The following is a 24,733-nucleotide window of genomic DNA, read 5'->3' as shown; positions in this document are numbered from 1 at the left end:
GATGGTACGTCTCCCGGTGTTCATGGAGGAGAGCAGGCCGCTCAGCTCAGCGCGACGACCAGTGAGCAGAGTGCGAGCACCACGCATGCCGGCGTCATCCACCGGCGCTCGTCGGGGCTGCGGGAGATGGAGTTCAGGACCACGCCCAGGCAGAAGTACCCGAACAGCACCCAGGTCCCGGTCCCGCTGACCCCGTCCCCGACCACCGCCACAAGGCCGGCCCGGTCCGCGAGGACCAGGGCGAACGCCCCGTACGCCACGATCGAGACGGCGCTGCCGATCCGCAGCCGCGCCGGCAGGACCGTGTGCGCCCCGCCCCACACGAACCGGCCGTAGGGCCGCCCGAGCGCGACGAGAGCCTGCAGGACGGCCAGCGCGCCGAGCACAGCGACAGCGACAGCGACCCCGGTCGCCGCGCTGTTCACTGTCGACCTGCCCCGGCGGGCCCGAGGAGACGGCGGGCGTTGGCGATGAGGGTGTCGAGCTCGCGGCCCAGGCTCACCTGGTCGACGCCGCGGTCCAGGCCGTCGTCGTGCGCGTCGAGCCCGCGCCAGGCCGCCTCCAGCAGCGACTCCCCGTCGGGGGTGAGCGACACCCGGAGCACGCGGCCGTCGACGCCGTCCTGCGCGACCCGGACGAGTCCGCGCGTGCGGAGCTCGGTGACGCGCTGGGTGATCGAGGCCCGGGTGACGGCGAGACCGTCGGCCACCTCGCGGTGGCTCGACTCACCACGGGCACCGACGGTCATCAGCACGACGAACAGCGAGTAGCTGATCCCGTGCGCCTCGCGCAGATAGCGGTCAGCCGCCCGGTCGACGAGCACGGTCGCCTGGTGCAGCCGGAAGGCCAGACTGGTCTGGAGCGTGTCCAGGAAGTATCCATCCATAATGTTAAGCAGTTAACAGTATGGGCGGGTCCGCGTCAACGCGTCCGCCCCCACCCCCGGTCGGCGTCGTGGACCCATGTCTCGTCCGGCCCTTCCGCCTGCCCGACGTCGCAGAGCCAGAACGTCTCGTCCGGCGCCCATCCACCGATCACGCTGGAGGTTGCCTCGTCGACCTCGATCGGCGTTCCCGCGGCAGCCAGATAGCCAGCGACCGTGAGGTGCACGGCGTCGTAGCTGCTCGCGACCCGGGACCAGTCGGGGATCACCCAGTCGCCTGCGCGTCCGGTGGTGCGGTACCAGTCGTGGCGCTTCTCGGCGGTGACGCCGAGAGGGTGCCCGCGGCACAGGTCCGCCCACGCCTGCGCCCCGTCGATCTCGTACACCCGCACCCCGTCCGCGACGCTCACCGCGCGCGTCGTGGCGCGGTCCCAGCCGCTGCTGTCCTCCTCGAGCCAGAGCCCCGCCGGGCCGAGCTCCCCCAGGCCACGTGTGGTGCGCAGCAGCGTGTGCGGCGGGGTCGACCACCACTGCCCACCCCACCGCGCCTCCGGGTCTGTGGGGCGTTCGCGGCGCGCCCGTTCCTCACCCGCGATCGTCCGGGAACGCCACAGCTCGAGCGCCTCTGACGCCCCGGCCGACTCTGCTGGTGGGGTCCCGCCGGCCCCCTCGTCCCAGTGCACCTGCCACTGGTCGTCGCGGGCGACTCCTTCGCTCCACCAGGCGGCATGAGGTGACGCCGCGATCTGCGCGGCGATCGGCGCGAGCGCGGCGAGCACGGCCGGCGTGGCCGCGAGCGTGTCCTCCCCGTCGGGCTCCTGCCAGTACCGGGCACTGGCGACCGCGCGGTCCAGCGCCTGCAGCAGGCTGCCCTCGTCCGGCACCGTGATGCAGGCGTCGTCCAGGAGCGCAGCCACCTCCGCGGGTGACGGCATGGCGGTGTCCACCTGTGCCGCGCCGGGACCGAACATGACCCTCGAGGTGCCCCGGCCCGGATCGAGCCGGTACGCCGCGAGCATCACCGCCCCCGCCAGCTCGTCGCCGTCTCGCCCCGGCCCGCACCCGGCGGCCAGGGCGAGCTCCAGCACGAGCCGACGCCCCCGCGGGCTGGCCAGAAGTGCCTCGATGTCGATGCTCATCCGCGCATCTTTCCACCCCTGACCAAACCCGACAAGACGTGTATCGTGACAGGTCATGGCTGGTCAACGCGTCGCCCGCCTCGCATGAGTCTGGGTGCCACGCCTGCCGGCATCGTGAAGAGCGTCCGGCCACGGCCCGGAGAGGACCTGCTCATGAACGTCGCGTCGGCGAAGGCCCCCATCCACCAGGTGACAGCGTCCTGGGTTCCCCTCATCGTTGTCGTCCTCACCCAGATCCAGGCCTCGTTCGCGGTGAACGCCCTGACCGTCTCGATGGCGGGGATCACCGAAGATCTCGACACCGCAGCGACGTCGGTCGGGACGGCGATCACCGCGGGCACCTTCGCGATGGCCGCGTTCATCCTCCTCGGTGCGAAGGTCGGCGCCCGGTACGGGACGCGCTTCGTCTTCCAGATCGCCGTCGTCGTGCACGGCGTCGCGATGCTCGGTGTCGCCCTCAGCCAGAGCCCGACGATGCTCTTCATCGCCCAGGCCTCCTCCGGTGCGGTCATCGCCCTCATCGCCCCGGCGCTCACGGTCTTCATCGCCACGAACTACTCGGGCGCGCAGCAGGCCAAGTCGATCGGCCTGCTCGCCGCGGCCATCCCAGCGGCCGGGGTGCTCGCCCTCCTCATCGCCGGGTCCTTCGCCAACACGATCGGCTGGCGCTGGTCCTTCATCCTCGTGGTCGTCCTCGCGTGCATCAACTTCGCGCTGAGCTTCACGCTCAAGAGGGTGCCCGCCCAACCCGGGCTGACGATCGACTGGACCGGCGCGTTCATCGCCGCCACGGCCGTCATCCTGCTGAGCTTCGGCTTCAGCGGGCTCGCCAGCTGGGGCGTGTGGCTGGCCACCCCGCAGGCACCCTTCGACGTGCTGGGGATCTCCCCAGCACCGCTGCTGGTGATCGTCGGGCTCGTCGTCGGGCAGGTGTTCTTCGCGTGGCTGCGCAAGCGCGGGCGTGAGGGCAAGCCGCGGATCTTCGACCTGCGCGTCATCGCCACCTCCGCCGAGCGCGCCATCATCGCGTGCATGGCGACGATGCTCTTCGTGGGTACCGCGGCGAACTTCCTCATCCCGCTGTACATCCAGGTGGTGCAGGGTCGCACGAGCATCGAGACGTCGTTCGCGATCATCCCCTACACGCTGTCGATCTTTCTCGCCTCGACGTTCATCGCCTACCTCTACGGGCGGTTCAGCCCACGGGTCCTGGCCACCGCCGGCTTCGTCGTCGTGGCCACCGCGCTCACCCTGCTCGCCTTCACCGTCCGCGGGGAGTGGGGCCAGGCCTTCGTCGTGGTCGGCCTCATCCTGCTCGGCCTGGGCCAGGGATCCATCGTCGCGCTGGTCTTCAACACCCTCCTGTCGTCCGCACCCAAGGAGCTCGCCGGAGACGTCGGTGCGTGGCGCGGGCTCGTGCACAACCTCGCGGGGTCGGTCGGCATCGCCGTCGCCAGCGCCTTCGCGGTCGGGCTCCTCGCCTCGACGCTGGCCACGAGCGCGGTCGAGCACCCGGAGATCTCCAGCGAGCTCATCAGCGAGGTCAACATCGACGACGCGAACTTCCTCACCAACGACCAGCTCCTGGTCGTCCTCGAAGGCACCTCCGCGACCGAGGCACAGGTCGACGCCGCCCTCGAGATCAACGCGGACGCCCGCCTGCTCGCCCTGCAGATCTCCCTGCTCGCCCTCGCGGCCATCTCTCTGCTGGCGATCGTGCCGGCCACCCGGATGCCGCAGTTCCGCGACGGCGACCTGCCCGCCAAGCTCGAGCCCGACGACGACGAGATCAACCTGCACGACGACGCCGCGCCCGTGGATCGCGCCCCCGACCTGCCTCGGACCCACTGACGCCCAGAGCATGCCGAGAGCACTCCGGTGACCGCAGCGAGGACGCCACACGTGCGGAGGCCGCGAGCGCGGCGGGGCGCCGCCGTCGCGTGGGTGGTCGTGGTCTCCGCGGTGGCGGTGTGCGGTCCGTTGGCCGCGGCGTCGTCGCTGCAGGTCACCGCGCTGCAGTTCACCGCGCCGACGGCGACATCCACCAGCACCGCCACGGAGCCCACGACCACCACGCCCGGATCGGTCAGTCCCGATCCGAGCGATCCTCAGGCTCCTGCGGTCCCGGGCCCCACCCAGACACCCGGTGAGGAGCCCGGTACGCCGAGCGGCCCCGCGGAGAGCACGGCTCCGGCACCGGAGCAGACCACTCAGTCCCCCACCACGGAGCCTCCTCCCGACGAGGTGCCGGTCGACCCCACGCCCGTCCCGGACGACCCCACGCCGGAGGAGTCCGGGGATCCGAGCGCGCCCGAGGCCCCGGTCATGGACCCGATCCCGCCGGCGTCCTCCGATCCCTCCCGGTCGGCGGCCTCGTGGATCATCGCCCTGGTCGTCCTCGCCGCGAGCGGGCTGCTCCTGCTCACGCTGCGGGGTCGGGCTCCCGAACCGTCCCCGGTGCATCTGTCGGCCGCCCCGGCCGCCCTGCCCACCGCGCTCACCTCGCCCGGCACTCCCGCGGCGGCGACCTTCGCCGCGATCGAGGCGGTCGGGGAGGCGATGCTCGACGCCACGTACTCCGTCATCACGATCGAGGCCGCCCTGGAAGACATCGCCCGGGTGAACGCCTACCCGGCCACCGAGGTCGTCGTGCTGCCCACCGCGCTCTTCGTCTCCACGCGCGGCGGAGGGGAGCTGTACACGGGGGCGATCTCGAGCGGACATCACCGGCTCCTGCTCCACCAGGTCGATGCCCTGGACGACCTCGTGCGTGCCGCGCGCGCCGGCCATCTTGATCCTGCCCAGATCCTCCAGGGGATCCACGCCCTCCGCTCGGCCCCTCCGCCCTTCTCCCGGTCGGCGCGCATCGGTGCCTCTGTGCTGCTCTGTGCCGGGATCGCGGTGATCCTGGGGTCGTCCCTGGTCGGCGTCGCCGTCGCGAGCGTGCTCGGCGGATGTGTCGGCGCGGCCCTCCTGGCGACGGCCGACGTCTCCCGGCAGCGTGAGCCGCTGGTCACGGTCATCCTGGCCTTCGGCGTCTCGACCGCCGTGTTCCTCCTGGTGCGAGCGGGGTGGGACCCAGGTGTCCTGCCCTCCCTCATCGCCCCGCTCGTCATCCTCCTCCCTGGAGCGCTGCTGACGACCGGGATCATCGAGCTCTCGGCGGGCCAGATGATGTCCGGCGCCGGCCGGCTGATGGCGGGCTTCATGCAGCTCATCCTGCTGTCGGTCGGCATCGTGGCCGGCGCCGCACTCGTCGGGGTACCGCAGATCGTGCTGTCCGAGGCGCACCACCCCATCGGTCCGGCCGGGCCGTGGATCGCTGTCGCGGTCTTCGGCGTCGGCGTCGTCGTCCACCAGGGCGGGCGACGCGACTCGATCCCGTGGATCCTCCTCGTCCTCTACGTCGCCTACGGCGCCCAGGTGATCGGCGACGTCTTCTTCGGCGGAGTGCTCTCCGCGCTCATCGGCGCGTTCGTGATGACCCCGGTCGCAGTCCTCGTCTCGCGCCACCCCGCCGGCCCCGCCGCGGCGGTGAGCTTCCTGCCCGCCTTCTGGCTGCTCGTCCCCGGGGCGCTCGGGCTCGTCGGCGTCACCGCCCTGCTGGGCGGCGACAGCGACGGCATGACGACCCTGGTGACGACCGTGTCGACGATGGTCGCGATCGCCTTGGGCATCCTCGCCGGCTCTGCACTCGGTGGCCGCCGACCCTCGCGCGGGGACGTGCTCTAGATCGCGTCGAGCGGCGCCCACCCCACGACGACGAAGGACTCCGCTGAGCGCTCGACCCTGAAGCCGCCGTGCCCGCCGAAGTGCGCCGGGAACATCAGCAGCCCCTTGTCGGCCGCCTCGGAGAAGATCCGGTCGCGGGTGGCGTGGGCCTGGGCGTGGTCCCCGGAGACCAGACGCAGGATCGAGGCCCCCGGGGTGTGGCCCGGGGCAGCCTCGAGGGTCAGTGCGTCGTCGATCCGGTGGCTGCCGCTCCACGACACCACCTGCCCCGCGGCCAGGACCGGGGCGATGCTGTCCGCCCAGACGGTGTGCGCCCCGGGGCCCATGATCGTGGCGTGGCCGTTCGCGGGGTCCCAGAAGTCCAGGTCCTCGGCGGGGAGCAGGTACTCGGCGTTCGGGAACGTCGGCACCCACACGCCCTCGACCAGGCGGGTGTTCCAGCCGACGTGGTCGGCGTGCAGATGGGTGTTGACGACGACGTCGACGTCCCCGGGCGCGACGCCGGCCGCGGCGAGGCGCCCGAGGAAGTCGGTCTGCAGGTGAGACCAGCTCGGGACGTCGGGGCGGTCCTTGTCGTTGCCGATGGCCGCGTCGACGAGGATCGTCCGGCCCCCGCTGCGCAGGATCCAGGTCTGCATCGCGACGCGCGAGGTGCTCGACATGGCCGTCTCGCCGTCGGACTCGAGGAAGAACGGCCGGAGCGAGCCGGCATCCTCCTCCCAGACGGACGCGTCGGTGCCGGGGAAGAACTGGTCCGGCGTCATGCCGATGCTGGCGACGCTCTCGACTGCGCGGGTGACGGTCACGCCGCCGAAGGTGAGGACGCCGGCGGTGCGGAAGGTCGTGGAGGTCATGGGGTCTCTTCTCTCGGTTCTCTCGGTGGGCGGTGCTCTCGAGGCGGCCCGTGCCGCTCCGGACACCAGCATCGATCGCCCGGCGAGGCCGAGGAAGACCCTGCCGTGCCTACCCCTGGCAGGGGCACCCACAACCGGCCGCAGGGTGCGAGACTCGAGCCCATGACCACACCTGGGACCGGCGCGCTCGGCGACTTCCTGCAGGCGAGTCGCGCCCGGATCACCCCCGAGGACGCCGGTCTCACCCTCTACGGCGACCATCGCCGGGTCCCCGGGCTGCGCCGGGAGGAGCTCGCGATGCTCGCCGGAGTCAGCTCCTCCTACTACACGCGCCTCGAGCAGGGGCAGTCCCGCAACGCCTCCCCGCAGGTCCTGGATGCCATCGCCACCGCGCTGCGCCTGTCCGACGCCGAGCGCGCGCACCTCGGTGCCCTCGCGGCGAGCACGCGCCGGGTGGCGCCGAAGAAGCCGCCCACCGAACGGGCGGACCCTGCACTGGTGGAGCTGCTCGCCTCGATCGGCGACGTCCCCGCCGTCGTCCTGGGGCGGCGCGCCGACGTCCTGGCGTGGAACCCGCTCGGGCACGCCCTGCTCGCCTCGCACCTGGACCCGGACTCGTGCTGGTCCCCCGCCCAGCGCCCCAACATGGCCTCGCTCGTGTTCCTCGACGCCGACACCCGCAGCCTGTATGCCGGCCTCCGGGCGAAGAGCCGGGCTGTGGTCGGCAACCTCCGGCTCGTCGCGGGCACGCACCCCGAGGACCCCGCGCTGGCCCTCCTCATCGGTTCACTGACCGTGGCGAGCCCGGAGTTCGCGTCGCTGTGGGCCGACCACCGGGTCCAGCCCTGCTCGCGCAGATCGTCGGGCCGGGACGGAGCCCAGCGCGGGCACCCTTGCACCACTGATCGTTTATCGATAGGTTCGTGCTGTGAATCGATCGAAGGAGTCCTCGTGGGCACGCTGACCGTCCTCGCCCTGCGCACCGTGTTCGTCCTCGTCCTCGCCGGATCGGTGGTCGTGCAGGTCGTCATGGTCCCGCTGCTGGCCGCCGACCTCCAGGGCCTGGATCCCGAGCACGCCCACCTGCGCGTCCCGCTCATCCTCTTCCCGCTCCTGTTCATCCTGGCCATCCAGGTCGCCGCCGTCTGCGTGTGGCGGCTCGTGACGATGGTGCGCCGGGGCACGGTGTTCTCCTCCGCAGCCTTCCGCCCGGTCGACGTCGTCATCGCCGCGATCACCGCCGCGTCGCTGCTCACCTTCGCCCTCGGCGTCGTCCTCGCCCCGGGCGACGCCGTCGCGCCGGGCGTCGTCCTCCTCGTGGGCGGGGCGGGCGTGCTCATCGCCGGGATCGCCCTGATCGTCCTCGTGCTGCGGATGCTGCTCGCTCAGGCCGTCGCCCGCGACGCGGACGCCCGCCACCTGCAGGCCGAGCTGGACGAGGTGGTCTGATGCCCATCGTCGTCGACATCGACGTCATGCTCGCCCGTCGGAAGATGTCCGTGGGCACCCTCGCCGAGCGCATCGGGATCACCCCCGCCAACCTCGCGGTGCTCAAGAACGGCCGTGCCAAGGCTGTGCGCTTCACCACGCTCGACGCGCTGTGCGAGGTCCTCGAGTGCCAGCCCGGTGACCTGCTGCGCTGGGAACCCGCCGCCTCGGCAGACCCGGCGCCACCCACGGGCTAGCGACCCGGGATCGCCTCGACGACGGCGCCGTCGCCAGGGATCCCGGTCCGTCTCACGACGAACCCTCTCCCCCCGCGCGTCTGCTCGCGGTAGTCGCCGAAGACCAGCGGGACGCCGCGGGCGATCGCCAGGTCCGGGCTGTCCATGACCTGGACGTGGACGTGCGGCTGGGTCGAGTTGCCGGAGCTGCCGCACTCGGCGATCTGCTGGCCGGCGGTGACCACGTCGCCCGCATCGACGTTCATCGATCCGCGTCGCAGGTGGGCCAGTGCCACGAATCCATCGCTGGCCCGGTCCGCCAGGACGAGGTGGTTCCCGGCGACAGAGCCGACGCCCTGGCGCAGCCGGCCCGCCTGCCCCAGCGCGTAGGGGACCAGCGCCAGCGGCGACCTGCGCCCCTCGTGGTCGGGCTCCCCGTCGTGGACGAGGACGACGACGCCGTCGACGGGGGCCAGGATCGCGCGGCCGAAGGCGACGAAGCGCTCCGGCGGCTCTGTGGCCAGGACGGTCCGCCAGTCCCGCACCGTCGCTGTCCGGCCCCGGTCGTCGACCCCGACGAAGTCGATCGCGTACCGCTGGCCGAGGACGTCGACACCGTGACTGGGCACGCGCCGTGCGGGGCTGTTCTGCACCGACCAGCGGCCGGCGAACGGGAGCGAGAGCAGCACCGGTGACGTCATGGGTGTTCTCCGTCCTCCCTGGCGGGCGGGTAGATTCGCGGGGTGGCGACGATCGCGATGACCCCTGAGCTCCTCGGTGAGACGATCGCGCGTGGCGGCGTCGTGCTGCTGGACTTCTGGGCCGCGTGGTGCCGGCCCTGCGACCAGTTCGCACCGGTCTTCGCGGCCGCCTCGGGCGCGCACCCTGACCTCGTCTTCGGCACCGTGGACACCGATCGTGAGCAGAGCCTCGCACGCCGGTTCGGTGTCCAGTCGCTGCCGACCCTCGTCGTCCTGCGCGACGGGGAGATCGTCTACTCCCGTCCCGGCGTGCCAAAGCTCAGGGAGCTCGAGGCGATCATCGCCGCGACACGCTGAGACCGGCCAGGTGAGGTCCGGCCCGGTGAGGTCCGGTCAGGTCCCCGCCCCCGGCACGTTCGCGGTGATGTCCTCATACCCTTCGTGGCCGGGGAGCTCCGCGGGGGCGTAGACGAGGTGGACCACACCCGTGGGGAAGATCTCCGAGCGCAGCAGGTGCAGCGGAAAGATCGGGGTGCCCTCGTCGAAGAGCCGCTCCCCCACGCGCGCGGCGACCGGGTGGATCAGAAGACTCAGCTCATCCACGAGTCCGGCCGCGAGGAGCTGGCGGACGACCGAGATCGACCCGGCGACCAGGACCTTCGCCATCCCCGGCGTCGCCTTGAGCGCGGTCACCGCCTCGACCAGGTCTCCCTCGATCTTCTCGACGTTGCGCCAGCCGAGGTCACCGGCGCCCCGCGTCGCGACGTACTTGGGCAGGTCGCCGAGCCGCTTCGCGAACTCGGCGTCCTCCTCCCCGGCGTCTTCGCGTCCCGGCCACGCCCCGGCGAAGCTGTCATAGGTGACCCGCCCCAGGAGCAGGGCGTCGACACCGGTGTAGTCCTCGTCGACGGCCGCGCCCATGTGCTCGTCGAAGTAGGGGAAGTGCCACGCCGGGTCGATCTCGACCACTCCGTCGAGCGCCATGAACAAGGTCGAGACAATCTTCGCCATCGCGGAAGTCCCTTCGATCGTTGTTTCGGTCGTCGTCTGCAGGCTCGGACCACGCCGGGCGGTCCTCGGACCTACGGTGGCACGCCCGCCGGTGCCCGGCGAGCGGAACTGGCTAGCATGGCGTCATGACCACCTCAGGCTCCGTCGGCCCCACCCACGAGTCCGTCGACGCGTTCATCGCCGCGAACGACCCGGACGGGTCGATGGCCACCCTCGACCCGATCATCGCCGGTGCCCTCCCGGGCGCTGCGCGGGTCCTGTGGCAGGGGGTGTTCTGGGGTGGGACGAGCCAGTCGATCATCGGCTACGGCAACACCGAGCAGCACCGACCCAAGGGGCAGGTCGTGCGCTGGTTCGTCGTCGGCCTGGCACGGCAGAAGAACTACCTCAGCCTGTACGTCAATGCCGCGCAGGACGGGCAGTACCTGTCGCACCTCTACCGCGACCGGCTCGGCAAGGTCAAGGTCGGAGCGGCGAGCATCTCCTTCGCGTCGGCCGACGACCTCGATCTGGAGGTGCTCGAGGAGCTCGTGCGTCACGCCGGGCGCCTCACGGAGTGGACCTGACGAGCCGCTCGTCGATCCAGTCGAACATCCGCTGTTCGGTGAGCCCGCGGGCGAGCGGCTGACAGTGCCGGTCGGCGCCCTCGGCGGCAGTGAACCGCACGAGGGTGGAGACGTCCGAGGTGAGCTCGGCGAGGCGCTCGGACTGACCGGGCCAGAACTGCTCGTCCTCGGGGGCGGTGATGAGCAGCGGCGTGGTGACACGCCCGGCGACGTCGGTCGCGTCGTACCGCTGCACCTCGCGCAGCGTGGCCGCGTAGCCGGCCGCGCCGTAGGGGCGGGCCCGGAACCGCCAGGTGCGGGCCGTGGTCCTGGACAGCCGCATGCCCAGCTCCATGTCACGGTCGAAGGCGTGGTCGTCGCCCTTGTCGAGCAGCTTGAGCAGGCTGTGCGGGATCTGGGTCGTCCATGACGCGGCGACGTCCACGACGCCGGGGTCGACGACGGCCGCCGCGAGTCGGTGCTCGAACGCCAGCGCACGGGTCACCCAGTAGCCGGCCTGGCTGATGCCGTAGACGACCACCCGGTCGCCGTCCACGTCGGGGCGTGCGAGGAGCCAGTCGAGGACGGGGGTGAGGACAGCCTCGAAGTCGGGCCGGAACGGGGTGTCGTGGTCGAAGAGCATCGACTGCTGCCCGGGCCCGTCGAACACGAGCGCGTCGTAGCCGCGCACCAGCGCCCCGTGCACGCACGCGCTCCACAGCGACGGAAGCGACCCGTCGGAGCCGTTGACGGCGACGAGCACCGGCCGCGGGCCTGAGCCCGTGGCCGCATCCGGCGCACGGAAGAGGTACCCGGGCAGGGTCGTGGACTCGTAGGGGATGGCCACCCGGTCGACGTCGAGGTCGACGGCGTCGACCCACCGGTCCCACGCCGCGCGGTGCTTGCGGAAGGTCGGGACGAGCTGGTCCTGGGACTCGAGCGCGGACGACGCGTTGACCGCGACGGCGTAGTAGGTCGACGCACGCAGGGACGCCGCCGCGGCGCTCACCGCGTGGCCGCCTGCCGCGGCGTCGTCGGCCTGAGCGGCGACCCGGTCGCCGAGCGTCGACCAGGCGGTGAACCACGCCTCGTGGTCCTTGTCCTTGACGCCCGCGACCGCCGCGAGCACCTCGCCGACGTCCGAGGCCCCGCTGACGGCGTGCCCGAGCACGACGCGGATCTCGTAGTCGAAGTCAGGGTTGCCGGAGAAGCCGGCCGTGAACGGACTGTGGTTGACCATGGGAGTCCCCTTCGCTGGCGGTGGCCATCGCGCGTGTGTCGGGAGAGGTCCCGCCGACGACGCTGTCGACGGGTGCCTCTCCCGAGACTACAAGCGGGAACGGCCGCGCGGCGGTCGAGATGCTCGCCGGTGCCCCCCTCAGGAGCGGAGGACGGAGGCCTGCGGTGCGGGGACGGCGTCGTCGTGGCCCGTCTCGGGCACCCGCTTGAAGATGATCTTGAAGATCGGGAAGAACACGGCGAAGGAGATCATGGCGTTGATGAGCATCGTGACCACGTCAGCCCCGGTCTCCCCGCTGGTCCCCCAGCGGTCGATCATGGCCTGGTAGATCGGGTCCTTGTAGAAGCTCTGGAGCGCGGCCGCGGCGAAGGTGATGATCACGTAGGCGATCGAGTACCACATGGCCGCGCGCCACACGTTGGAGTTCGACTTGAACGCGATGTTGCGCTGGGCGAAGAAGTTGATGATCTGCGCGATGAGCAGGGTGATCTGGACCGCGAGGAAGTAGGCCAGGCCTCCGCCGCCGTCCGGGAGCGCACCGGCCGCGTAGTCGAAGATGAAGAACGACGTGCCGTCCGCGTTGGTGCCGAGCGCCAGCACCTGGAAGTCGGTCGCCACGAGCTCCGTCATCCCGAAGAGCCAGCGGAAGACCGGCATCATGACGAGCTGCAGCACCGTCATGCCCTGGCTCAGCAGCATGAACATGACGAACTGGGCCAGTCCGGGCTTCTCCTCGGAGAACCTGCGCCAGGCGCTCTGGATGCGGTCGAACATGGGGGGATCCTCCTGCGACGGCGCCTGCCACCCTCATGCGACCGACGTGACCAGAGCAAGTTGAGCACCCGCGCGCCGCCGCCCCGCGGCGCGCCGGCCAACCTGTCGAAACCCGCGCACGGTCTGTCGTCAGGCGTCGCGCTCTTGAGCGTCCTCGGCCTCGGCCAGTCCCGCGAACCCGCCGAGCACGACCGTCCACGTGATGGTCTGCGCGGTGAGGTTCTCCCCCACCGACCGCGTCGCCTCGATGAGGTCCCGGTACAGGCCAAGGGTGGGGGCGGAGTACGTGCCCAGCTCACCGCGCAGGTACGTCTCGAAGGAGGTGTCGGCCAGCGTGTCCTCGGGGGTTCTCAGCACGCGCATAGCCCGGCCCAGGCGCGGGTAGCGCTCCCGGAAGGCCGCCGCCCAGGCGACCTGGACGGCGATGATCTCCTCCTGCCGCGCCACCCGGGCGACGTCGAGGACCGGCAGGTGCGGGGCGATCTCGCGGGCGTAGCGGACGGGCTCGGTCGAGGACATCATCCGGGCGTACTTCTCCGTCAGGAGGTTCCGCCCGGTCGCGTCGGCGGCGTCGAGGTCGCCCGCGTAGCTCTCCAGCAGCGGCAGCGGCCAGGTGAGGAACTGGCTGATCCGCATCTGGTGGAAGGTCGGCCAGTCCCCCTGGCAGTCGGCGCGCCCACCCTCGTTGTTGACGCGTTGGAACTGCGCCCACTCGTGCTCGACGACGCGTGCGGCGACCGCCAGCCGCTCCGGGTCCTGCGTCCCCTGGCTCACAGGCTCTTCAGCCACTCGTCGTCGATGTGCGCCTCGACGAAGGGGCGCTGGTGCTCCAGGAACGGGTCGTCGCTGCTGGTGAGCCCGCGGACCTGCAGCTCGGTCGTGATCTGTCGGCAGATCTGCTCGATGGCCTCGCCCATCCGCTCGGCCGCGGGCGCGGCACCCGCGAAGCACGCAGCCGACGCCAGGCGCAGCACCTCGGACAGGTCCCCGCTCACCCCTGGGAGCCGGGAGCCCATCCGGTCGCTGAGCCTGCGCAGGGCGGCGAACTGCCACTTGTAGTACGGCAGGTACCCGGCCGACGTCGGCCCGTTGAGCAGGAAGACCACCGAGGCGACGGCGCGGGTGAACTCCGCGACGGCGAGCCACGCCGCCTCGCCGTCGCCGCGCGCGAGCATGCGCGGGACGTTGTACTGCCCAGCCTGGGAGATCATCCCCAGCCGGCGCGAGACGAGCGCCAGCCGGACGTCGCGCGGCATCCGCGTGAAGCTGCCGCGGACCGCGCCGAAGGCGCCCGACGGGTCGGCGAACACCGCACCGTTCGTGGCCGCGGCGAGCGTCGCCTCGTCGAGCATCAGCCACTCGTGGACCCGGTCCGCAGCCGGTGCCTGGCGGTAGCCCGTGATCTGCTCATGGAAGTCGCCGATCTCGAAGACCCCGACCCGGCGCCCGTCCCCGCGGGCTCGGGGCGTCTCGCGCCGTGCCCGGACGCCCCGGAACTCCCGGGGCAGCGTGTCGTAGTCGGCCTGGAGGTCGGCCCCGATCGCGGCGTGGTCGTCAGCCGTGAGCCACAGGCAGAAGCCTGGACCGAAGTCGTGGTCGCGGGAGGCTTCGTCGTCGAAGCCGTAGCACTCCGACCCGTGCCCGACCAGCCCGACGGCGATGCGTCCGCGCTGGTCCGGGTACTTCTCCAGGAGAGGTCTGCCGTGGACCTCCCAGTACTCGCGCGCCAGCGCCAGCCCGGTGGTCGGGGGCCCGGTGATCGGGGGCGCCGTGATCGGTGGCGGCGCCGGACGCCCGACGGCGGGCGCTTGTTCGGCCTGTTCGGCCTGCTCGGCCTGCTCGGCCTCGGCGAGGTTCGCTGCGGTGATCGCGTAGTAGTCGTTCGTGGTCCCGTAGCACTCGGCGATGATGCCCAGCGCCGTGCGGTACATGGTGACCGCGTCCCCCAGCCGCCCCATCCGGAAGCACGCCTCCGCGTGACCGGCGACGGCGGAGGCATAGTGCGCGTCGTTCTCGTGCCCGCTCGCGGCATAGATCGCCATCGATCTCTCGACGTGCTCGGCGGCGTCGGCAGCCCGGCCCAGCGAGAAGCAGACGAGGGCGAGGTTGGTGCACGTCGTCGCGATGTCCACGTCACGGGTGGCATCGGGCGAAGACGCCTCGAGGATCGCCAGCGCGGCCACCAGCTCGTCGGCGGCCCGCGGCTGGTCGGCCGTCTCGGAGAAGAGGATCGAGAGGTTGTTGTGCAGGGCCGCGAGTCGCCGGTCGGTCGGGGGCAGGACGGCCTCGCTCGTGGTGAGGGCCTGGCGGTAGAGGTCGAGCGCCTCGTCGTGGCGTCCGGCGGCGCGCAGGGCCGTGGCCGCGTTGGTGAGCGTGCTCGCGTGGGCGTCGGTGCCCTCGACCCCCATCCGGGCCACCAGGGCGAGCGCCGTGCTGCCGGCCGTGACCGCGTCGTCGTGCCGGCTCTGGGACCGCAGGAAGCCGACGAGCTCGTTGAGGATCGTCAGCTGCGCGCCGTCGTCGTGCAGGTGCTCTGCCTCGGTGAGCGCGGCGAGCAGGAACGGCTCGGCGCGCGTGGCGCCCTCGTGGGCGTCGAAGATGGCGTCGAGACCGCGGAGGAAGGCGTCGCAGTCGTAGCGGGACGTGTGGTGCACCCCGCCCACGGTGCCACACCGCCGCCGCCGGACCGTGGGGCTTTGGTCACGAGAGAGCGCGGCGGACGACCGGGCAGCGACCTACCGCGATGCGCCCTCGCGGAGGATACTGGGGGCATGAGCACCACACCAGCACCTGTCGACCTCGAGCAGCCGGTCGACCTCGAGGTAGCGGTCGACCCCGACGACCCGCGGGAGCACATCTCGGTCGGTGTCCTCCTGCCCAACGGCCGGCTTGCCGGACGCTCGTTCTCCTCCTACGCCGAGGCCGAGGCGTGGGCGCAACCGGGCGAACAGGTCGTCGAGTACAACCTCTTGTGCGAGTGCGACCGCTGAGCAGCAGCCCCCAACGTCAACGACAGCAGGTCGGCACGCTCGCTGACCTGCTGTCGTTGATCGTTCTGGTGAGACGGGTGGTCCAGCGCCGCAGCGCTCAGACCACGGGTGTGCCTGGTGGCATGTCCCGTGACGGAGTCAGCAGCACGCTCACGGACTCGTCCGGGGTCTCGGCGCACAGGAGCATCGCCTCCGACACCTCCCCGCGCATCGTTGCCGGTTCCAGGTTCATCAGCACGACGACGCTGCGCTCGGTGAGCTCGTCCACCGTGTAGTACGGGACCAGGCTCGTGACGCTCTGCACCGGGGCGTCACGCCCCACGTCGATCTGGACGATGTACAGCCGGTCGGCCTTCGGGTGCCGCACCACCTCGGCGATCCGGCCGATGACCATCTCGAGCGTCTTGAAGTGGGCGAGGTCGATCAGGTCGCCGCTCATCCGGTGACCACCGTGTCGGCTTCCGCTGCGTCCTGCGCGGCGTTGGCCGCGGACTGCTCGAACGCGCTCGGGCGCAGCTCACGCTCGGCGGCTTCAGGATCCTGGGCCCGCAGGCGGCGGATGTACCGCTCGTACCACGCCAGGCCGGCCCCGAGGAAGACGACAACCCCTCCCACGTTGTAGACCAGGGTGAGCCACAGCGCCTGGTCCTCGGGGAAGGTTGCGGCGACGAAGCACACCATGAAGAGGACGACGAGGAACGACGCGATCGCCAGGCCGAGCTTACGACCACCCATGACGAAGCTGCGTCCGGCCGAGTCGTACTTCTTCCGGAGCACCCAGTACGCGACGAGGATGAGCGCCGGAGGCAGCAGGGCGGTGGCCGCGGTCATGTTGATGACGATCTTCAGGAGCGCATCCACCGACGATCCCGCGCCCATGGTCGGGATCACCAGGAGCGGCACGACGATGGCGAACTGGAGCCAGGCGCCGCGCACGGGCACGCCGTGCTCGTTGAGCGCGACGAGCTTGGCACCGAAGACACCCTCGGGGATCTCGGAGAAGAAGATCTTCACGGGGGCGGACGTCCAGATCATCAGGCCGCCGAGGGTGGCGGCGAGCATGATCACGCCGACGATCCGGATGGTCAGCGAGCCGGAGATGCCGAAGTGCTCGGCGGCGGCCGCCATGGTGACGAAGACACCGTTCTCGTAGCTGACGTCGTTCTTGTCGACGAAGACCGCCATGAGCCAGGTGCCCAGCGTGTAGATGAGTCCGATGGTGACTCCCGCGACGACGATGGTACGGACGAACGCCTTGGCTCCCCCGCGCAGGTCGTTGAGGTAGACCCCGATCGACTCGGCGCCACCGACACCCTGGATGATCCAGGCGAGGGTACCCAGGAACGCCCAGGTGGTGATGCCCGAGGTCGGGTCAAGCTTCATGCCGGCGATCGAGATGTCGTTGGACGCCGTGATCCCACCGAGCAGGGCGAGGACAGCCGCCACGATGAAGACGAGTGCCATGGCGAGCATGAGCGTGGCGCCGAAGGAGGTGACCTTCCCGATCCAGGCAGCACCGTGAGTCGAGATCCACGTCGCGATGAAGAAGATGACGATCGAGATGACGGCGATGGCCCATGTCTCGATCTGCACACCCTTGCCCGCGATCATGTACGTCGCGTAGACGATGATGAGCGGCAGCAGCGAGATGAAGTAGAAGAGGTTGACGAACCAGTAGCAGAAGGCCGTGAAGAAGGCCCAGCGCCCACCCAGGGATGACCGCACCCACTGGTACACCCCGGACTCGGAGTTCCGGTTGAGACTGACGAACTCCGCGATGATCAGGGTGAACGGGATGAAGTAGATGATCGTGGCGACGAAGAAGGCTGGCGCCGCCAGCGTGCCGATCGCCACGTAGTTGTTGATGACATTGCGGAAGTTGAACACTGCCGCGATGACCATCGTGAACAGGATGAACCCACCGATGTTCTTGCGTTCGGTCATGGTCGTATCTTTCTGAAGAAGTCGTCTGGGGAGGGACTGCGGGAGACTCGGCACTACTTGTTGTGGAAGGTTGCGCCCTCGACGGTGAGGCGAACCTGGAGAAGCTGTGCGGGCGACTGAGCGGCGATCCGCCACGCGCTCGTGATCGGCACCGCGAGGATCTGGCCCTGGGCGAGGGACACCACCGGGGCTTCGCCCTGACAGGTGAACGGCTCTCGGTCGGACAGGTCGCTGTAGGCCCCGGCAGGCATCCGTGAGGTACCCGGGACGAGCTCGACGCGGGCTGCGCCGTCGAGCACGTAGAACACCGTCTGGTACCGGCGGTGACCGACGAAGGTCTCCGCAGCGAGGTCGGCGGCCGTGGTGCGCCAGTAGGTGAGGGAGTCCCCGATCGAGTGGGCCACGCCGGCGTGGATCGTCGTCCCGTTCGCGATCGCCGTCGCCATGCGGTCCCACTTGGTCGTCCCGGCGTGGGCCGCCACGAAGGCGTCCTTGGATGCGTAGAGCGTCACGGTCAGGCCTCCGCAGAGCTGGCAGGGTTGGCAGGGTGCGCGGCGCGCACCGCGTGCACGACGACGTTGGGGTCCGTGTCGCCGGCGTTGAGCGGCGCCATGAGGAAGGAATAGCCGAACTCCGCGAACCGCACGCGGTGGGAGTCGAGCACCTCCGAGCCCCACGAGTTCGAGCCGAGCCCGAGCAGGGCGTGGTCGATGTTCACGGTGAGCGCTGCCGGGTCGGCGACGAGATCGGTGACGTGGCGTGCGGCGTCGATCTGCCCGCTCGTGTACGGCCAGGCCGACCAGTTGAGCAGCGAGTCCTGCGCCGCGAAGACCAGTCCGCGGCCGTGGCGGTCCTTGTGCATGGCCCAGCGCACGTCCTGGTGGTTGCCGTAGTCCTGGGGGACGACGTACGGCGTGACCATGTCCGCGACCGTCGTGGCGTACCTGCCCACCACCTGGGAGGCCTGGGAGTCGGAGTAGTTCTCCCCTGGGCCGCGCCCGTAGAACTCGACCTGGTCGCAGTCCACGGCCAGGCCGAGGTCGACGCCGATCTTGGGCACGATGTCCCGGTAGTCGCCATAGGGCACGCCGGACACGGACAGTCGCGCTGCGCCGTCGTCGAAGAGCTCCCAGCGGTAGGTGACCCGCATCCCGAAGTCGAGCACCGGAGGTGCGAGCGTGGTCTCGACGACAACGGTCACGGCGCCCTCAGGCCGTTCGACGCGGACGCCGCGGGTCGACTCCTGCATGACCTGCAGGTGCCGCGGGTGCCACAGCGCGTCGAACTCCTGCTGGTGGTTGTCGATGAGCGGCTTCCACATCTGCACCTTGGGCGAGCGCACGACGAGCTCGCGGCCGGCGCCCCGCCAGGTGAGCATCCGCCCGGTGAGGGTGTCGAAGGTCCACGTCGAGGACGCGGCTGTGACCGTGAGCGTGTGGGGTGCCTCGGTCACGCTGAGCGGGCGCCGCGCCAGCAACGCCACCGGTGCGAGCGAGGTCCCAGCCGCGGTGTCGGGGCTTGGCCCCACGGGGAACTGGTAGACACCGATCCGCGCGTGCGGGGGCGACCAGGTGGTGGCGCTGCGCCGCAGTGCGGACACGGTCCGCAGGACCTCCTGGCCCGGCGCCGTGACGGCCGCGGGCACGGCGACGACGGCGGACTCCCGGGGCGGGACGGGACCGGCGGGGACCGTCACCGAGCCCGCGACGACGCCGTCGACCAGGTCGGTGACGACGAGGTCGATGTCGGCGAGGCTGGTGAAGTAGTAGCCGTTGCGCACGAGCAGGCCACCGTCGGCGGCCTCGATCTTGACCGGACTGATCACCTGCGCGTACTCGGTCAGGCCGGGGCTGGCCTGCTGGTCGGGGAAGACCATGCCGTCGATGCAGAAGTTCGCGTTGTTCGGGTAGTCCCCGAAGTCACCGCCGTACCGGTGGAAGACCTGCCCGTCGGCGGTGACCTCCCGCAGGCCGTGGTCGGCCCACTCCCAGATGAAGTGGCCCTGGATCGAGTCCCAGCGGTCGACGACCTGCTGGTACTCCGAGAGCCCGCCTGGTCCGTTGCCCATGGAGTGCCCGTACTCGCACAGGATGCGTGGCTTGGGGTGGGGGTGCTCGCCGAAGTCGTTCATCTGGGAGACGCGGGAGTACATCGTCGAGATGACGTCCACGTCGCGGACGTCGCGGTCCTCCTCGTAGTGCACCGGGCGGGTCGGGTCGAGTGCCTTGCAGCGCTCGTACATCGCGGTGATGTTGCAGCCGTCCCCGGACTCGTTGCCCAGTGACCACAGGACGATGCTGGGGTGGTTGCGCTGGGCGAGCACGTGCCGCTCGATGCGGTCGACGTAGGCGGCGCGCCATGCGGGGTCGTTGGTGATCCGTCCGATCTCTCCGACGTTGGCGAAGCCGTGGGACTCGAGGTCCGTCTCGGCGACGACCAGCAGGCCGATCTCGTCGCACATCTCGTAGAACCGGGGGTCGTTGGTGTAGTGGGAGGTGCGGACCGCGTTGATGTTGTGCTGCTTCATGAGCTCGAGGTCACGGCGGACCCGGTCCATGCCGACGGCGCGGCCGAACCGGTCGTCGTGGTCGTGGCGGTTGACCCCGTGCATGGTGAAGTAGGAGCCGTTGAGCCACATCAGCCCGTCGCGGATGGTCAGGTCCCGGAACCCGAACCGTGCGCTGACGTGCTGGGTGGCGCGCCCGGCGGCGTCGAGCACCGCGAGGTCGAGGTGGTACAGGGTGGGCTGCTCGGGATTCCACCAGGACACACCGGGGATGACGACGTCGATGTCCTGTGTGCCCGCAGGGGTGTCGGTCTCGCCGGCGGCGAGGGTCTGCGCGCCGTCCGCGCCCCGCACGTGCCAGGTGACTCGCGCCTGCCCGGTGACGACCAGACCCACTGTGAGGTGCGCGGCGTCGTCGTCGACCAGCGCGGTGCGGATGATGTAGTCGGCGAGGTGCGCCGCGGGTCGCTCGTAGACGTAGAGGTCGCGGAAGACACCCGAGGCCCACCACATGTCCTGGTCCTCGATGTACGTCGAGTCGGCGAACTGGAGGACCTTGAGCGTGACGAGGTTGTCGCCGTCGCGGGCGGCGGAGGTGATGTTGAACTCGGCTGCCAGCCGTGAGCCCTTCGACCACCCGACCTCGACGCCGTTGACGTGCACCTCGACGTAGGCCTCGACCCCGTCGAGGCGCAGGATCCGTTCGGCGCCGTCGGCGGTCGGGGCGAGCTCGACGTCGAACTGGTACACCCCGGTGGGGTTGTCCGACGGCACGTGCGGGACGTCGATCGGAAAGGGATATCCCTCGTCGGTGTACTGGAGGTCGCCGTAGCCGTCGAGCTGCCACAGGTGGGGAACGTTCACCGTGGCCCAGCCCGGTGCCGGGTGCCCTTGCGTCACCGAGCGCTCGGTGAGGTCCGACGCCGTCACGCGGGCCGGGTGGTCGTAGAACCGGAAGCGGCACTCACCGGACAGAGACGTGAATCCCTGGGAGAGGCCACGCTGACCGGAGGCCGCGGCCTCCGGGCGATCGTAGCCGAAGAAGTAGGCATGGCCTGGGAGCCGGCCGGCTCCCGTGCTGGCGGGGTCTTCCCACCGATGCGTTGACACTCTCGTCACCTCGTCGTCGTTGTCGAGCGGTAGCTGGACCGGAGGCGCATCGCTGCGTTACCGGTAACTCGAGAGGGACGTTACCGGTAACACGGATGGGATGCAAGGGCCCAGGTGAGGGCGTCAGACGATAGACTCACCACGTTCACCGAGACGCTCTTCACCCGGTGACACGGACCAAGGAGGCACGTGATGGCGGTGTCCCGCCCCAAGAAGGTGACGATCCGGGATGTGGCTGCGCACGCGGGTGTCTCCCACATGACGGTCTCCCGAGTCCTCAACGGAGCCGCGACGGTCACTGCCGAGCGGGAGCAGGCCGTGCGCCGCGCCATCGCCGAGACCGGCTTCACCGCCTCAGCCTCCGCGCGCCAGCTCGCGACCGGGACCGCCGAGGCCTACGCCGTCGTCCTCACCGAACCGATCGACGAGCTCCTGACGGACCCCACCTTCGCCTCCGTGCTCAAGGGGATCACCGACGGGCTGGCCTCCACTCCCGTCGTGCCGGTCCTGTTCACGATGGCGACGAGCCAAGAACGCGCCAAGGGACTGCGGATGTTCAAGCGGGGGACGGTCGACGCCGTCATCCACATCTCCCCCTATGTCGACGACGGCATGCTCGACGAGCTCCAGGCCGCCCACATCCCCGTCGTCCTCTGCGGCCAGCTCGACGGTCGCCGGTACGAAGGGATCTTCTCCTCCGTCTACTCCGACGACGTCCTCGGGTCGAGCCTGGCGGCCGAGCATCTCCTGGCCCGCGGTGCCACCCGCGTCGCAGCGATCATGGGTCCCGCGGACAACCCCGCCACCCCCGACCGTGTCGAAGGCCTCCGGCGGGTGCTGGCCAGCCGGCTCCTCCCCGACATCTCCTACGTCGACTGGGACACCCCGGCCGGATACCGGGCGGGTGCCGCACTCGCTGAGTCCGGCGCCGTCTTCGATGCGGTGGCCTGCGGGAACGACAGGATCGCGGTCGGGGTGGTGCAGGCGCTGCGTGAGCACACACTGAGGGTGCCCGAGGACGTCCTGGTCATCGGGTTCGACGATCACCCGGTCGCGGCGATGGCGACCCCCACGCTCACCACCGTGCACCAGCACTTCTGGCAGCAGGGCAAGACCGCTGTCGCCCTCGCAGCTGAGATGGTCGCGGGCGGACCACCCCGGACGGTGCTCTTGTCCCCGGAGGTCATCGACCGCGAGAGCACGCAGTCGAGGGCGAGGACGCTATCCCCGTGAGATGAGCCCGACGAGCTCACCGACCCGGTCGGCGGGGTAGGACCTCGCGATGTCGGCCTGGCTGACCATGCCCACGAGCTTGTGCCCGTCGATGACCGGGAGACGTCGCACCTGGTGGGCCGTCATGATCGCGATGGCCTCGTCCACGGTGTCGTCCGCGCCGATCGTCACCGGCTTGCCCATCGCCAGGTCACCGGCGGTCGTCGTGGCGGGGTTGCCCCCGTCGGCCACGCACCGCACCACGATGTCGCGGTCCGTGACCACGCCCTTGAGCCTCTCGTCGTCGCCGCAGATCGGCAGCTGCCCCACGTCGAGGTCACGCATCATCTGGGCGGCAACCTCGAGTGTCTCGTGCTCGCCGACACACTTGGCGTCGGGGGTCATGATCTCTCGCACACTGGTCATCATCAGTCCTGCTCTCTGGTGTCCTGCACGGCGCCGCGGGCATGCTGCGCCTGATCCTTGACCTGCTCGGTGCCGTGCTGGACCTCGGAGGTCAGGTCCTGGGCGCCGCGGGCGGCTGTCTCCTTCACCTGCTGGGCGCCCTCCATCGCGGTCTCCTTGACGCTGGTGAACGCCTCGGTCGCAGGTTCCTGGAGCGAGGCACCGAGGTCCTGGGCCGCGCTCTTGATCTCCTCGGCAACGTGCTGGACTCCCTCGTCCTCCTTGACCGCGTGGACCGCCTGCTTCTCCGCGCGGGTCGCCGGGATCAGCGCCGCTAGAAGCATGCCCGCGCCGAAGGCCACCAGACCTGCGGCGAGCGGGTTGCCCCGGGTCGAGCGACGCACGTCCGAGGGCGCACCCTTCGCAGCCTCGGTGGCCGCGTGCGCTGCGTCGTGGGCGCTGTCCCCGGCATCGGTCGCGGCCCCGAAGACCTTCTCCTTGACGCCGGAGACGGCAGACTTCACCTTGTCGGTCTGGCGCTGGGCGATCTTCGAGGGGTTGACCTTCTCCTCGAGGTTGTCCACGTCCTGGCTCAGCGCGGCACGGGTCGCCTCGATGTCGGCGCGGATCCGGTCTGGGTCGTTGGTCGTCATGATGTTTCCTCACCTTTGAGCGCGTCGGGAATCTTCTTCAGGGTCTCCGCGGTCTGCGGCAGGCCCTTGGTCTTCTTCATCTGTGTTCTGCCCTGGAGCGCGAGCACCGCCGCGACGGTGGCCCACAGGAGCCCGACGATGAGCGCGGACCACCCGAGAGCGGGTTCCCGGTCCCCCTCACCGATCCAGGCACCGAGGGCCCACCAGAGCGAGAGAGAGAGGAAGAGCAGCACGAAGTGCGTCGCCCAGCCAGCACCCGCGAAGAGCCCAGCACCCTTCCCGGCCTTCTTCGCACTGTCCTGCGCCTCTGCCTTCGCCAGCGCGATCTCTTGCCGGATGAGGACGGAGAAGTCACGGGTGACCTCACCGAAGAGCTCGCCCACCGATGAGTCCGCGGGGTCGCGGGCCGGGGGGTGCGGTGCGTCGGAGGGCGGGACGGTCATCGCAGCTCACCACCGTCGAGCGGGTCGGCCCCAGGTTGCCTGGAGGCGGGGACGTGGCCCGACGTGCGAGCTCCCTCGTCCGCCGTCGCGCCGGTTCCGGGCGCACCGAACCCGGGCGTGGTGCTTGCGGGCATGGTGCTCGCAGGCGTCGGGTATGCACTCGTCGTGCGGAGCGGCGGTGCCTGTGCGGTCGAGTCGTCTGAGTCGTCTGCGTCGTCTTTGAGGCTGCGGGTGACGCGCCCCACGACCAGTCCCAAGCCGGCGGCGATCGCGAGGAAGGTGCCCGGTGAACGACGGGCGAACTGTTTGACGTCGGTGAGCACCTCTTCCGGTCCGCGGTTGTCGAGCCACTCGCTCGCTGTCGCCAGGTATTCCGACGCTCGGCGGGCGAGGTCGCTCGCGATACCCGGGTCGTCGCTCGCGGACGCCATGGTGCTCAGCTCGTCGGAGACGGTGCGCGCACCAGCCGAGAGTCGCTGCAGCTGCACGCCGGCACCCTCGGAGATCTCGCCACGGCTCTGCTCCCAGAGGTCCTTCACCTGGACCTTCGCCTCGGCGAACGTCGCCTTCGCCTGATCGGCGGCCTCTGCGGTGGTGTCGCGGGCCATCGACTTCTCGGCCTCGAGCACCGACCCCGCGGCGTCCTTGGCCGTACCGGCCAGGTCCGCCGCCTCGTCCTTGGCGGTGTCGGCGACGTGCGCCGCCTTCGCGCGGGTGCCGCTCTCGTGCTCGTCGTCGAACCCAGTGCCACCGGTGCCGTATCGAGGGGTCGGCGGCGTGGGTGGTGACGGTGGCGTCGGCGGCGTCGGCCCGCGCCCGGCAGGAACCGCCGGGTTGATCGGGCCGGTGGGCTCGGTGGGCTCGGTCGGGTAGCCCGAGCTGGTGGAGGGATCCGTCATGGTCATACCTTTCACACGGGGCAGCAGT

General features: G+C 70.6%; 26 protein-coding genes. 8 read left to right on the top strand and 18 right to left on the bottom strand.

The features are described from left to right. Positions 1-41: 41 nt before the first annotated feature. The 3 genes from ACWA15_RS09830 to ACWA15_RS09820 are packed head-to-tail and all read right to left on the bottom strand — an operon-like array spanning position 42 to position 2,022. The gene (locus tag ACWA15_RS09830; protein WP_464054914.1) at positions 42-425 is read right to left on the bottom strand and encodes a hypothetical protein; all 384 of its coding nucleotides are present in this window, start codon (positions 423-425) and stop codon (positions 42-44) included. After that, positions 422-886, bottom strand: coding sequence for a MarR family winged helix-turn-helix transcriptional regulator (locus tag ACWA15_RS09825; RefSeq protein WP_464054912.1), 465 nt, complete (start codon positions 884-886; stop codon positions 422-424). Before ACWA15_RS09825 ends, ACWA15_RS09830 begins: the two co-directional genes overlap by 4 nt. A gap of 35 nt (positions 887-921) precedes the next feature. Next, positions 922-2,022: a hypothetical protein gene (locus ACWA15_RS09820; protein WP_464054911.1), complete on the bottom strand. Its 1,101-nt coding sequence runs from the start codon at positions 2,020-2,022 to the stop codon at positions 922-924. Positions 2,023-2,175: 153 nt separating this feature from the next. On the opposite strand from ACWA15_RS09820, the gene ACWA15_RS09815 reads away from it, so the two are divergent. Both ACWA15_RS09815 and ACWA15_RS09810 read left to right on the top strand, forming a co-directional pair. Beyond that, positions 2,176-3,873, top strand: coding sequence for an MFS transporter (locus tag ACWA15_RS09815; protein ID WP_464054909.1), 1,698 nt, complete (start codon positions 2,176-2,178; stop codon positions 3,871-3,873). Positions 3,874-3,924: 51 nt separating this feature from the next. Then, positions 3,925-5,754 carry a threonine/serine exporter family protein gene (locus ACWA15_RS09810; protein ID WP_464054908.1) on the top strand — a complete coding sequence of 610 codons (1,830 nt, stop codon included), beginning with the start codon at positions 3,925-3,927 and terminating at the stop codon, positions 5,752-5,754. Here ACWA15_RS09810 and ACWA15_RS09805 read toward each other — a convergent pair. After that, on the bottom strand, positions 5,751-6,608 hold the full coding sequence (locus ACWA15_RS09805; protein ID WP_464054907.1) for an MBL fold metallo-hydrolase: 858 nt from the start codon (positions 6,606-6,608) through the stop codon (positions 5,751-5,753). The genes ACWA15_RS09810 and ACWA15_RS09805 overlap by 4 nt on opposite strands. A 162-nt stretch (positions 6,609-6,770) precedes the next feature. Between ACWA15_RS09805 and ACWA15_RS09800 the strand changes: the two genes are divergently transcribed. After that, complete coding sequence (locus ACWA15_RS09800; RefSeq protein WP_464054905.1) at positions 6,771-8,057, top strand: MmyB family transcriptional regulator; 1,287 nt, start codon at positions 6,771-6,773, stop codon at positions 8,055-8,057. Continuing rightward, positions 8,057-8,293, top strand: coding sequence for a helix-turn-helix domain-containing protein (locus ACWA15_RS09795; protein WP_464054904.1), 237 nt, complete (start codon positions 8,057-8,059; stop codon positions 8,291-8,293). Before ACWA15_RS09800 ends, ACWA15_RS09795 begins: the two co-directional genes overlap by 1 nt. Here the strand turns inward: ACWA15_RS09795 and ACWA15_RS09790 are convergent. Further along, positions 8,290-8,973: a M23 family metallopeptidase gene (locus tag ACWA15_RS09790; protein ID WP_464054902.1), complete on the bottom strand. Its 684-nt coding sequence runs from the start codon at positions 8,971-8,973 to the stop codon at positions 8,290-8,292. The genes ACWA15_RS09795 and ACWA15_RS09790 overlap by 4 nt on opposite strands. 42 nt (positions 8,974-9,015) lie before the next feature. Here ACWA15_RS09790 and ACWA15_RS09785 point away from each other — a divergent pair, with 42 nt between their 5' ends. Next, positions 9,016-9,330, top strand: coding sequence for a thioredoxin family protein (locus ACWA15_RS09785; protein WP_464054901.1), 315 nt, complete (start codon positions 9,016-9,018; stop codon positions 9,328-9,330). Between the two features lie 36 nt (positions 9,331-9,366). On the opposite strand, the gene ACWA15_RS09780 is transcribed toward ACWA15_RS09785, so the two are convergent. Beyond that, entirely contained in the window at positions 9,367-9,984 is a 618-nt protein-coding gene (locus ACWA15_RS09780) for a dihydrofolate reductase family protein (protein ID WP_464054900.1), read from the bottom strand. A gap of 125 nt (positions 9,985-10,109) precedes the next feature. Between ACWA15_RS09780 and ACWA15_RS09775 the strand changes: the two genes are divergently transcribed. Beyond that, entirely contained in the window at positions 10,110-10,550 is a 441-nt protein-coding gene (locus ACWA15_RS09775; RefSeq protein ID WP_464054898.1) for a DUF1801 domain-containing protein, read from the top strand. Here the strand turns inward: ACWA15_RS09775 and ACWA15_RS09770 are convergent. From ACWA15_RS09770 to ACWA15_RS09755, 4 genes are all read right to left on the bottom strand, one after another. Next, entirely contained in the window at positions 10,534-11,769 is a 1,236-nt protein-coding gene (locus ACWA15_RS09770) for an alpha/beta hydrolase family protein (protein WP_464054897.1), read from the bottom strand. The genes ACWA15_RS09775 and ACWA15_RS09770 overlap by 17 nt on opposite strands. 138 nt (positions 11,770-11,907) lie before the next feature. Beyond that, on the bottom strand, positions 11,908-12,543 hold the full coding sequence (locus tag ACWA15_RS09765; RefSeq protein WP_464054896.1) for a hypothetical protein: 636 nt from the start codon (positions 12,541-12,543) through the stop codon (positions 11,908-11,910). Between the two features lie 129 nt (positions 12,544-12,672). Next, complete coding sequence (locus ACWA15_RS09760; RefSeq protein ID WP_464054895.1) at positions 12,673-13,332, bottom strand: DUF4125 family protein; 660 nt, start codon at positions 13,330-13,332, stop codon at positions 12,673-12,675. Further along, a complete protein-coding gene (locus ACWA15_RS09755; RefSeq protein ID WP_464054894.1) occupies positions 13,314-15,197 on the bottom strand; it encodes a DUF4037 domain-containing protein in 1,884 nt (627 codons plus the stop codon). Before ACWA15_RS09755 ends, ACWA15_RS09760 begins: the two co-directional genes overlap by 19 nt. Before the next feature lie 117 nt (positions 15,198-15,314). On the opposite strand from ACWA15_RS09755, the gene ACWA15_RS09750 reads away from it, so the two are divergent. Continuing rightward, entirely contained in the window at positions 15,315-15,533 is a 219-nt protein-coding gene (locus tag ACWA15_RS09750) for a hypothetical protein (protein ID WP_464054893.1), read from the top strand. A 97-nt stretch (positions 15,534-15,630) separates the two neighbouring features. On the opposite strand, the gene ACWA15_RS09745 is transcribed toward ACWA15_RS09750, so the two are convergent. Genes ACWA15_RS09745 through ACWA15_RS09730 form a run of 4 tightly spaced genes read right to left on the bottom strand, consistent with a single transcriptional unit; the run spans position 15,631 to position 21,093 of the window. Then, positions 15,631-15,972, bottom strand: a complete 342-nt coding sequence (locus ACWA15_RS09745; RefSeq protein WP_464054892.1) for a hypothetical protein — start codon at positions 15,970-15,972, stop codon at positions 15,631-15,633. Further along, a complete protein-coding gene (locus ACWA15_RS09740) occupies positions 15,969-17,477 on the bottom strand; it encodes an amino acid permease (protein WP_464054891.1) in 1,509 nt (502 codons plus the stop codon). Before ACWA15_RS09740 ends, ACWA15_RS09745 begins: the two co-directional genes overlap by 4 nt. 53 nt (positions 17,478-17,530) lie before the next feature. Continuing rightward, on the bottom strand, positions 17,531-17,989 hold the full coding sequence (locus ACWA15_RS09735) for a NanQ anomerase/TabA/YiaL family protein (protein ID WP_464054889.1): 459 nt from the start codon (positions 17,987-17,989) through the stop codon (positions 17,531-17,533). A gap of 2 nt (positions 17,990-17,991) precedes the next feature. After that, positions 17,992-21,093 (bottom strand): glycoside hydrolase family 2 TIM barrel-domain containing protein, encoded by a 3,102-nt coding sequence (locus ACWA15_RS09730; RefSeq protein ID WP_464054888.1) that lies wholly within the window; start codon positions 21,091-21,093, stop codon positions 17,992-17,994. A 192-nt stretch (positions 21,094-21,285) separates the two neighbouring features. Here ACWA15_RS09730 and ACWA15_RS09725 point away from each other — a divergent pair, with 192 nt between their 5' ends. Beyond that, positions 21,286-22,326: a LacI family DNA-binding transcriptional regulator gene (locus tag ACWA15_RS09725; RefSeq protein WP_464054887.1), complete on the top strand. Its 1,041-nt coding sequence runs from the start codon at positions 21,286-21,288 to the stop codon at positions 22,324-22,326. On the opposite strand, the gene ACWA15_RS09720 is transcribed toward ACWA15_RS09725, so the two are convergent. From ACWA15_RS09720 to ACWA15_RS09705, 4 genes are read right to left on the bottom strand one after another with little or no spacing between them, the layout of a single operon-like run. Further along, entirely contained in the window at positions 22,315-22,731 is a 417-nt protein-coding gene (locus ACWA15_RS09720) for a CBS domain-containing protein (RefSeq protein WP_464059474.1), read from the bottom strand. The genes ACWA15_RS09725 and ACWA15_RS09720 overlap by 12 nt on opposite strands. Before the next feature lie 2 nt (positions 22,732-22,733). After that, positions 22,734-23,363, bottom strand: coding sequence for a DUF3618 domain-containing protein (locus tag ACWA15_RS09715; protein WP_464054885.1), 630 nt, complete (start codon positions 23,361-23,363; stop codon positions 22,734-22,736). Beyond that, positions 23,360-23,806 (bottom strand): phage holin family protein, encoded by a 447-nt coding sequence (locus ACWA15_RS09710; protein WP_464054884.1) that lies wholly within the window; start codon positions 23,804-23,806, stop codon positions 23,360-23,362. The genes ACWA15_RS09715 and ACWA15_RS09710 overlap by 4 nt, the downstream gene beginning before the upstream one ends. Further along, complete coding sequence (locus tag ACWA15_RS09705) at positions 23,803-24,705, bottom strand: hypothetical protein (protein WP_464054883.1); 903 nt, start codon at positions 24,703-24,705, stop codon at positions 23,803-23,805. The genes ACWA15_RS09710 and ACWA15_RS09705 overlap by 4 nt, the downstream gene beginning before the upstream one ends. Between the last annotated feature and the right edge of the window lie 28 nt (positions 24,706-24,733).

It is taken from the genome of Sanguibacter sp. TS_SC_8, from assembly GCF_055361235.1.
Note: the sequence above shows the minus strand (reverse complement) of the source record. Positions and strands in the feature narration are given on the sequence as shown.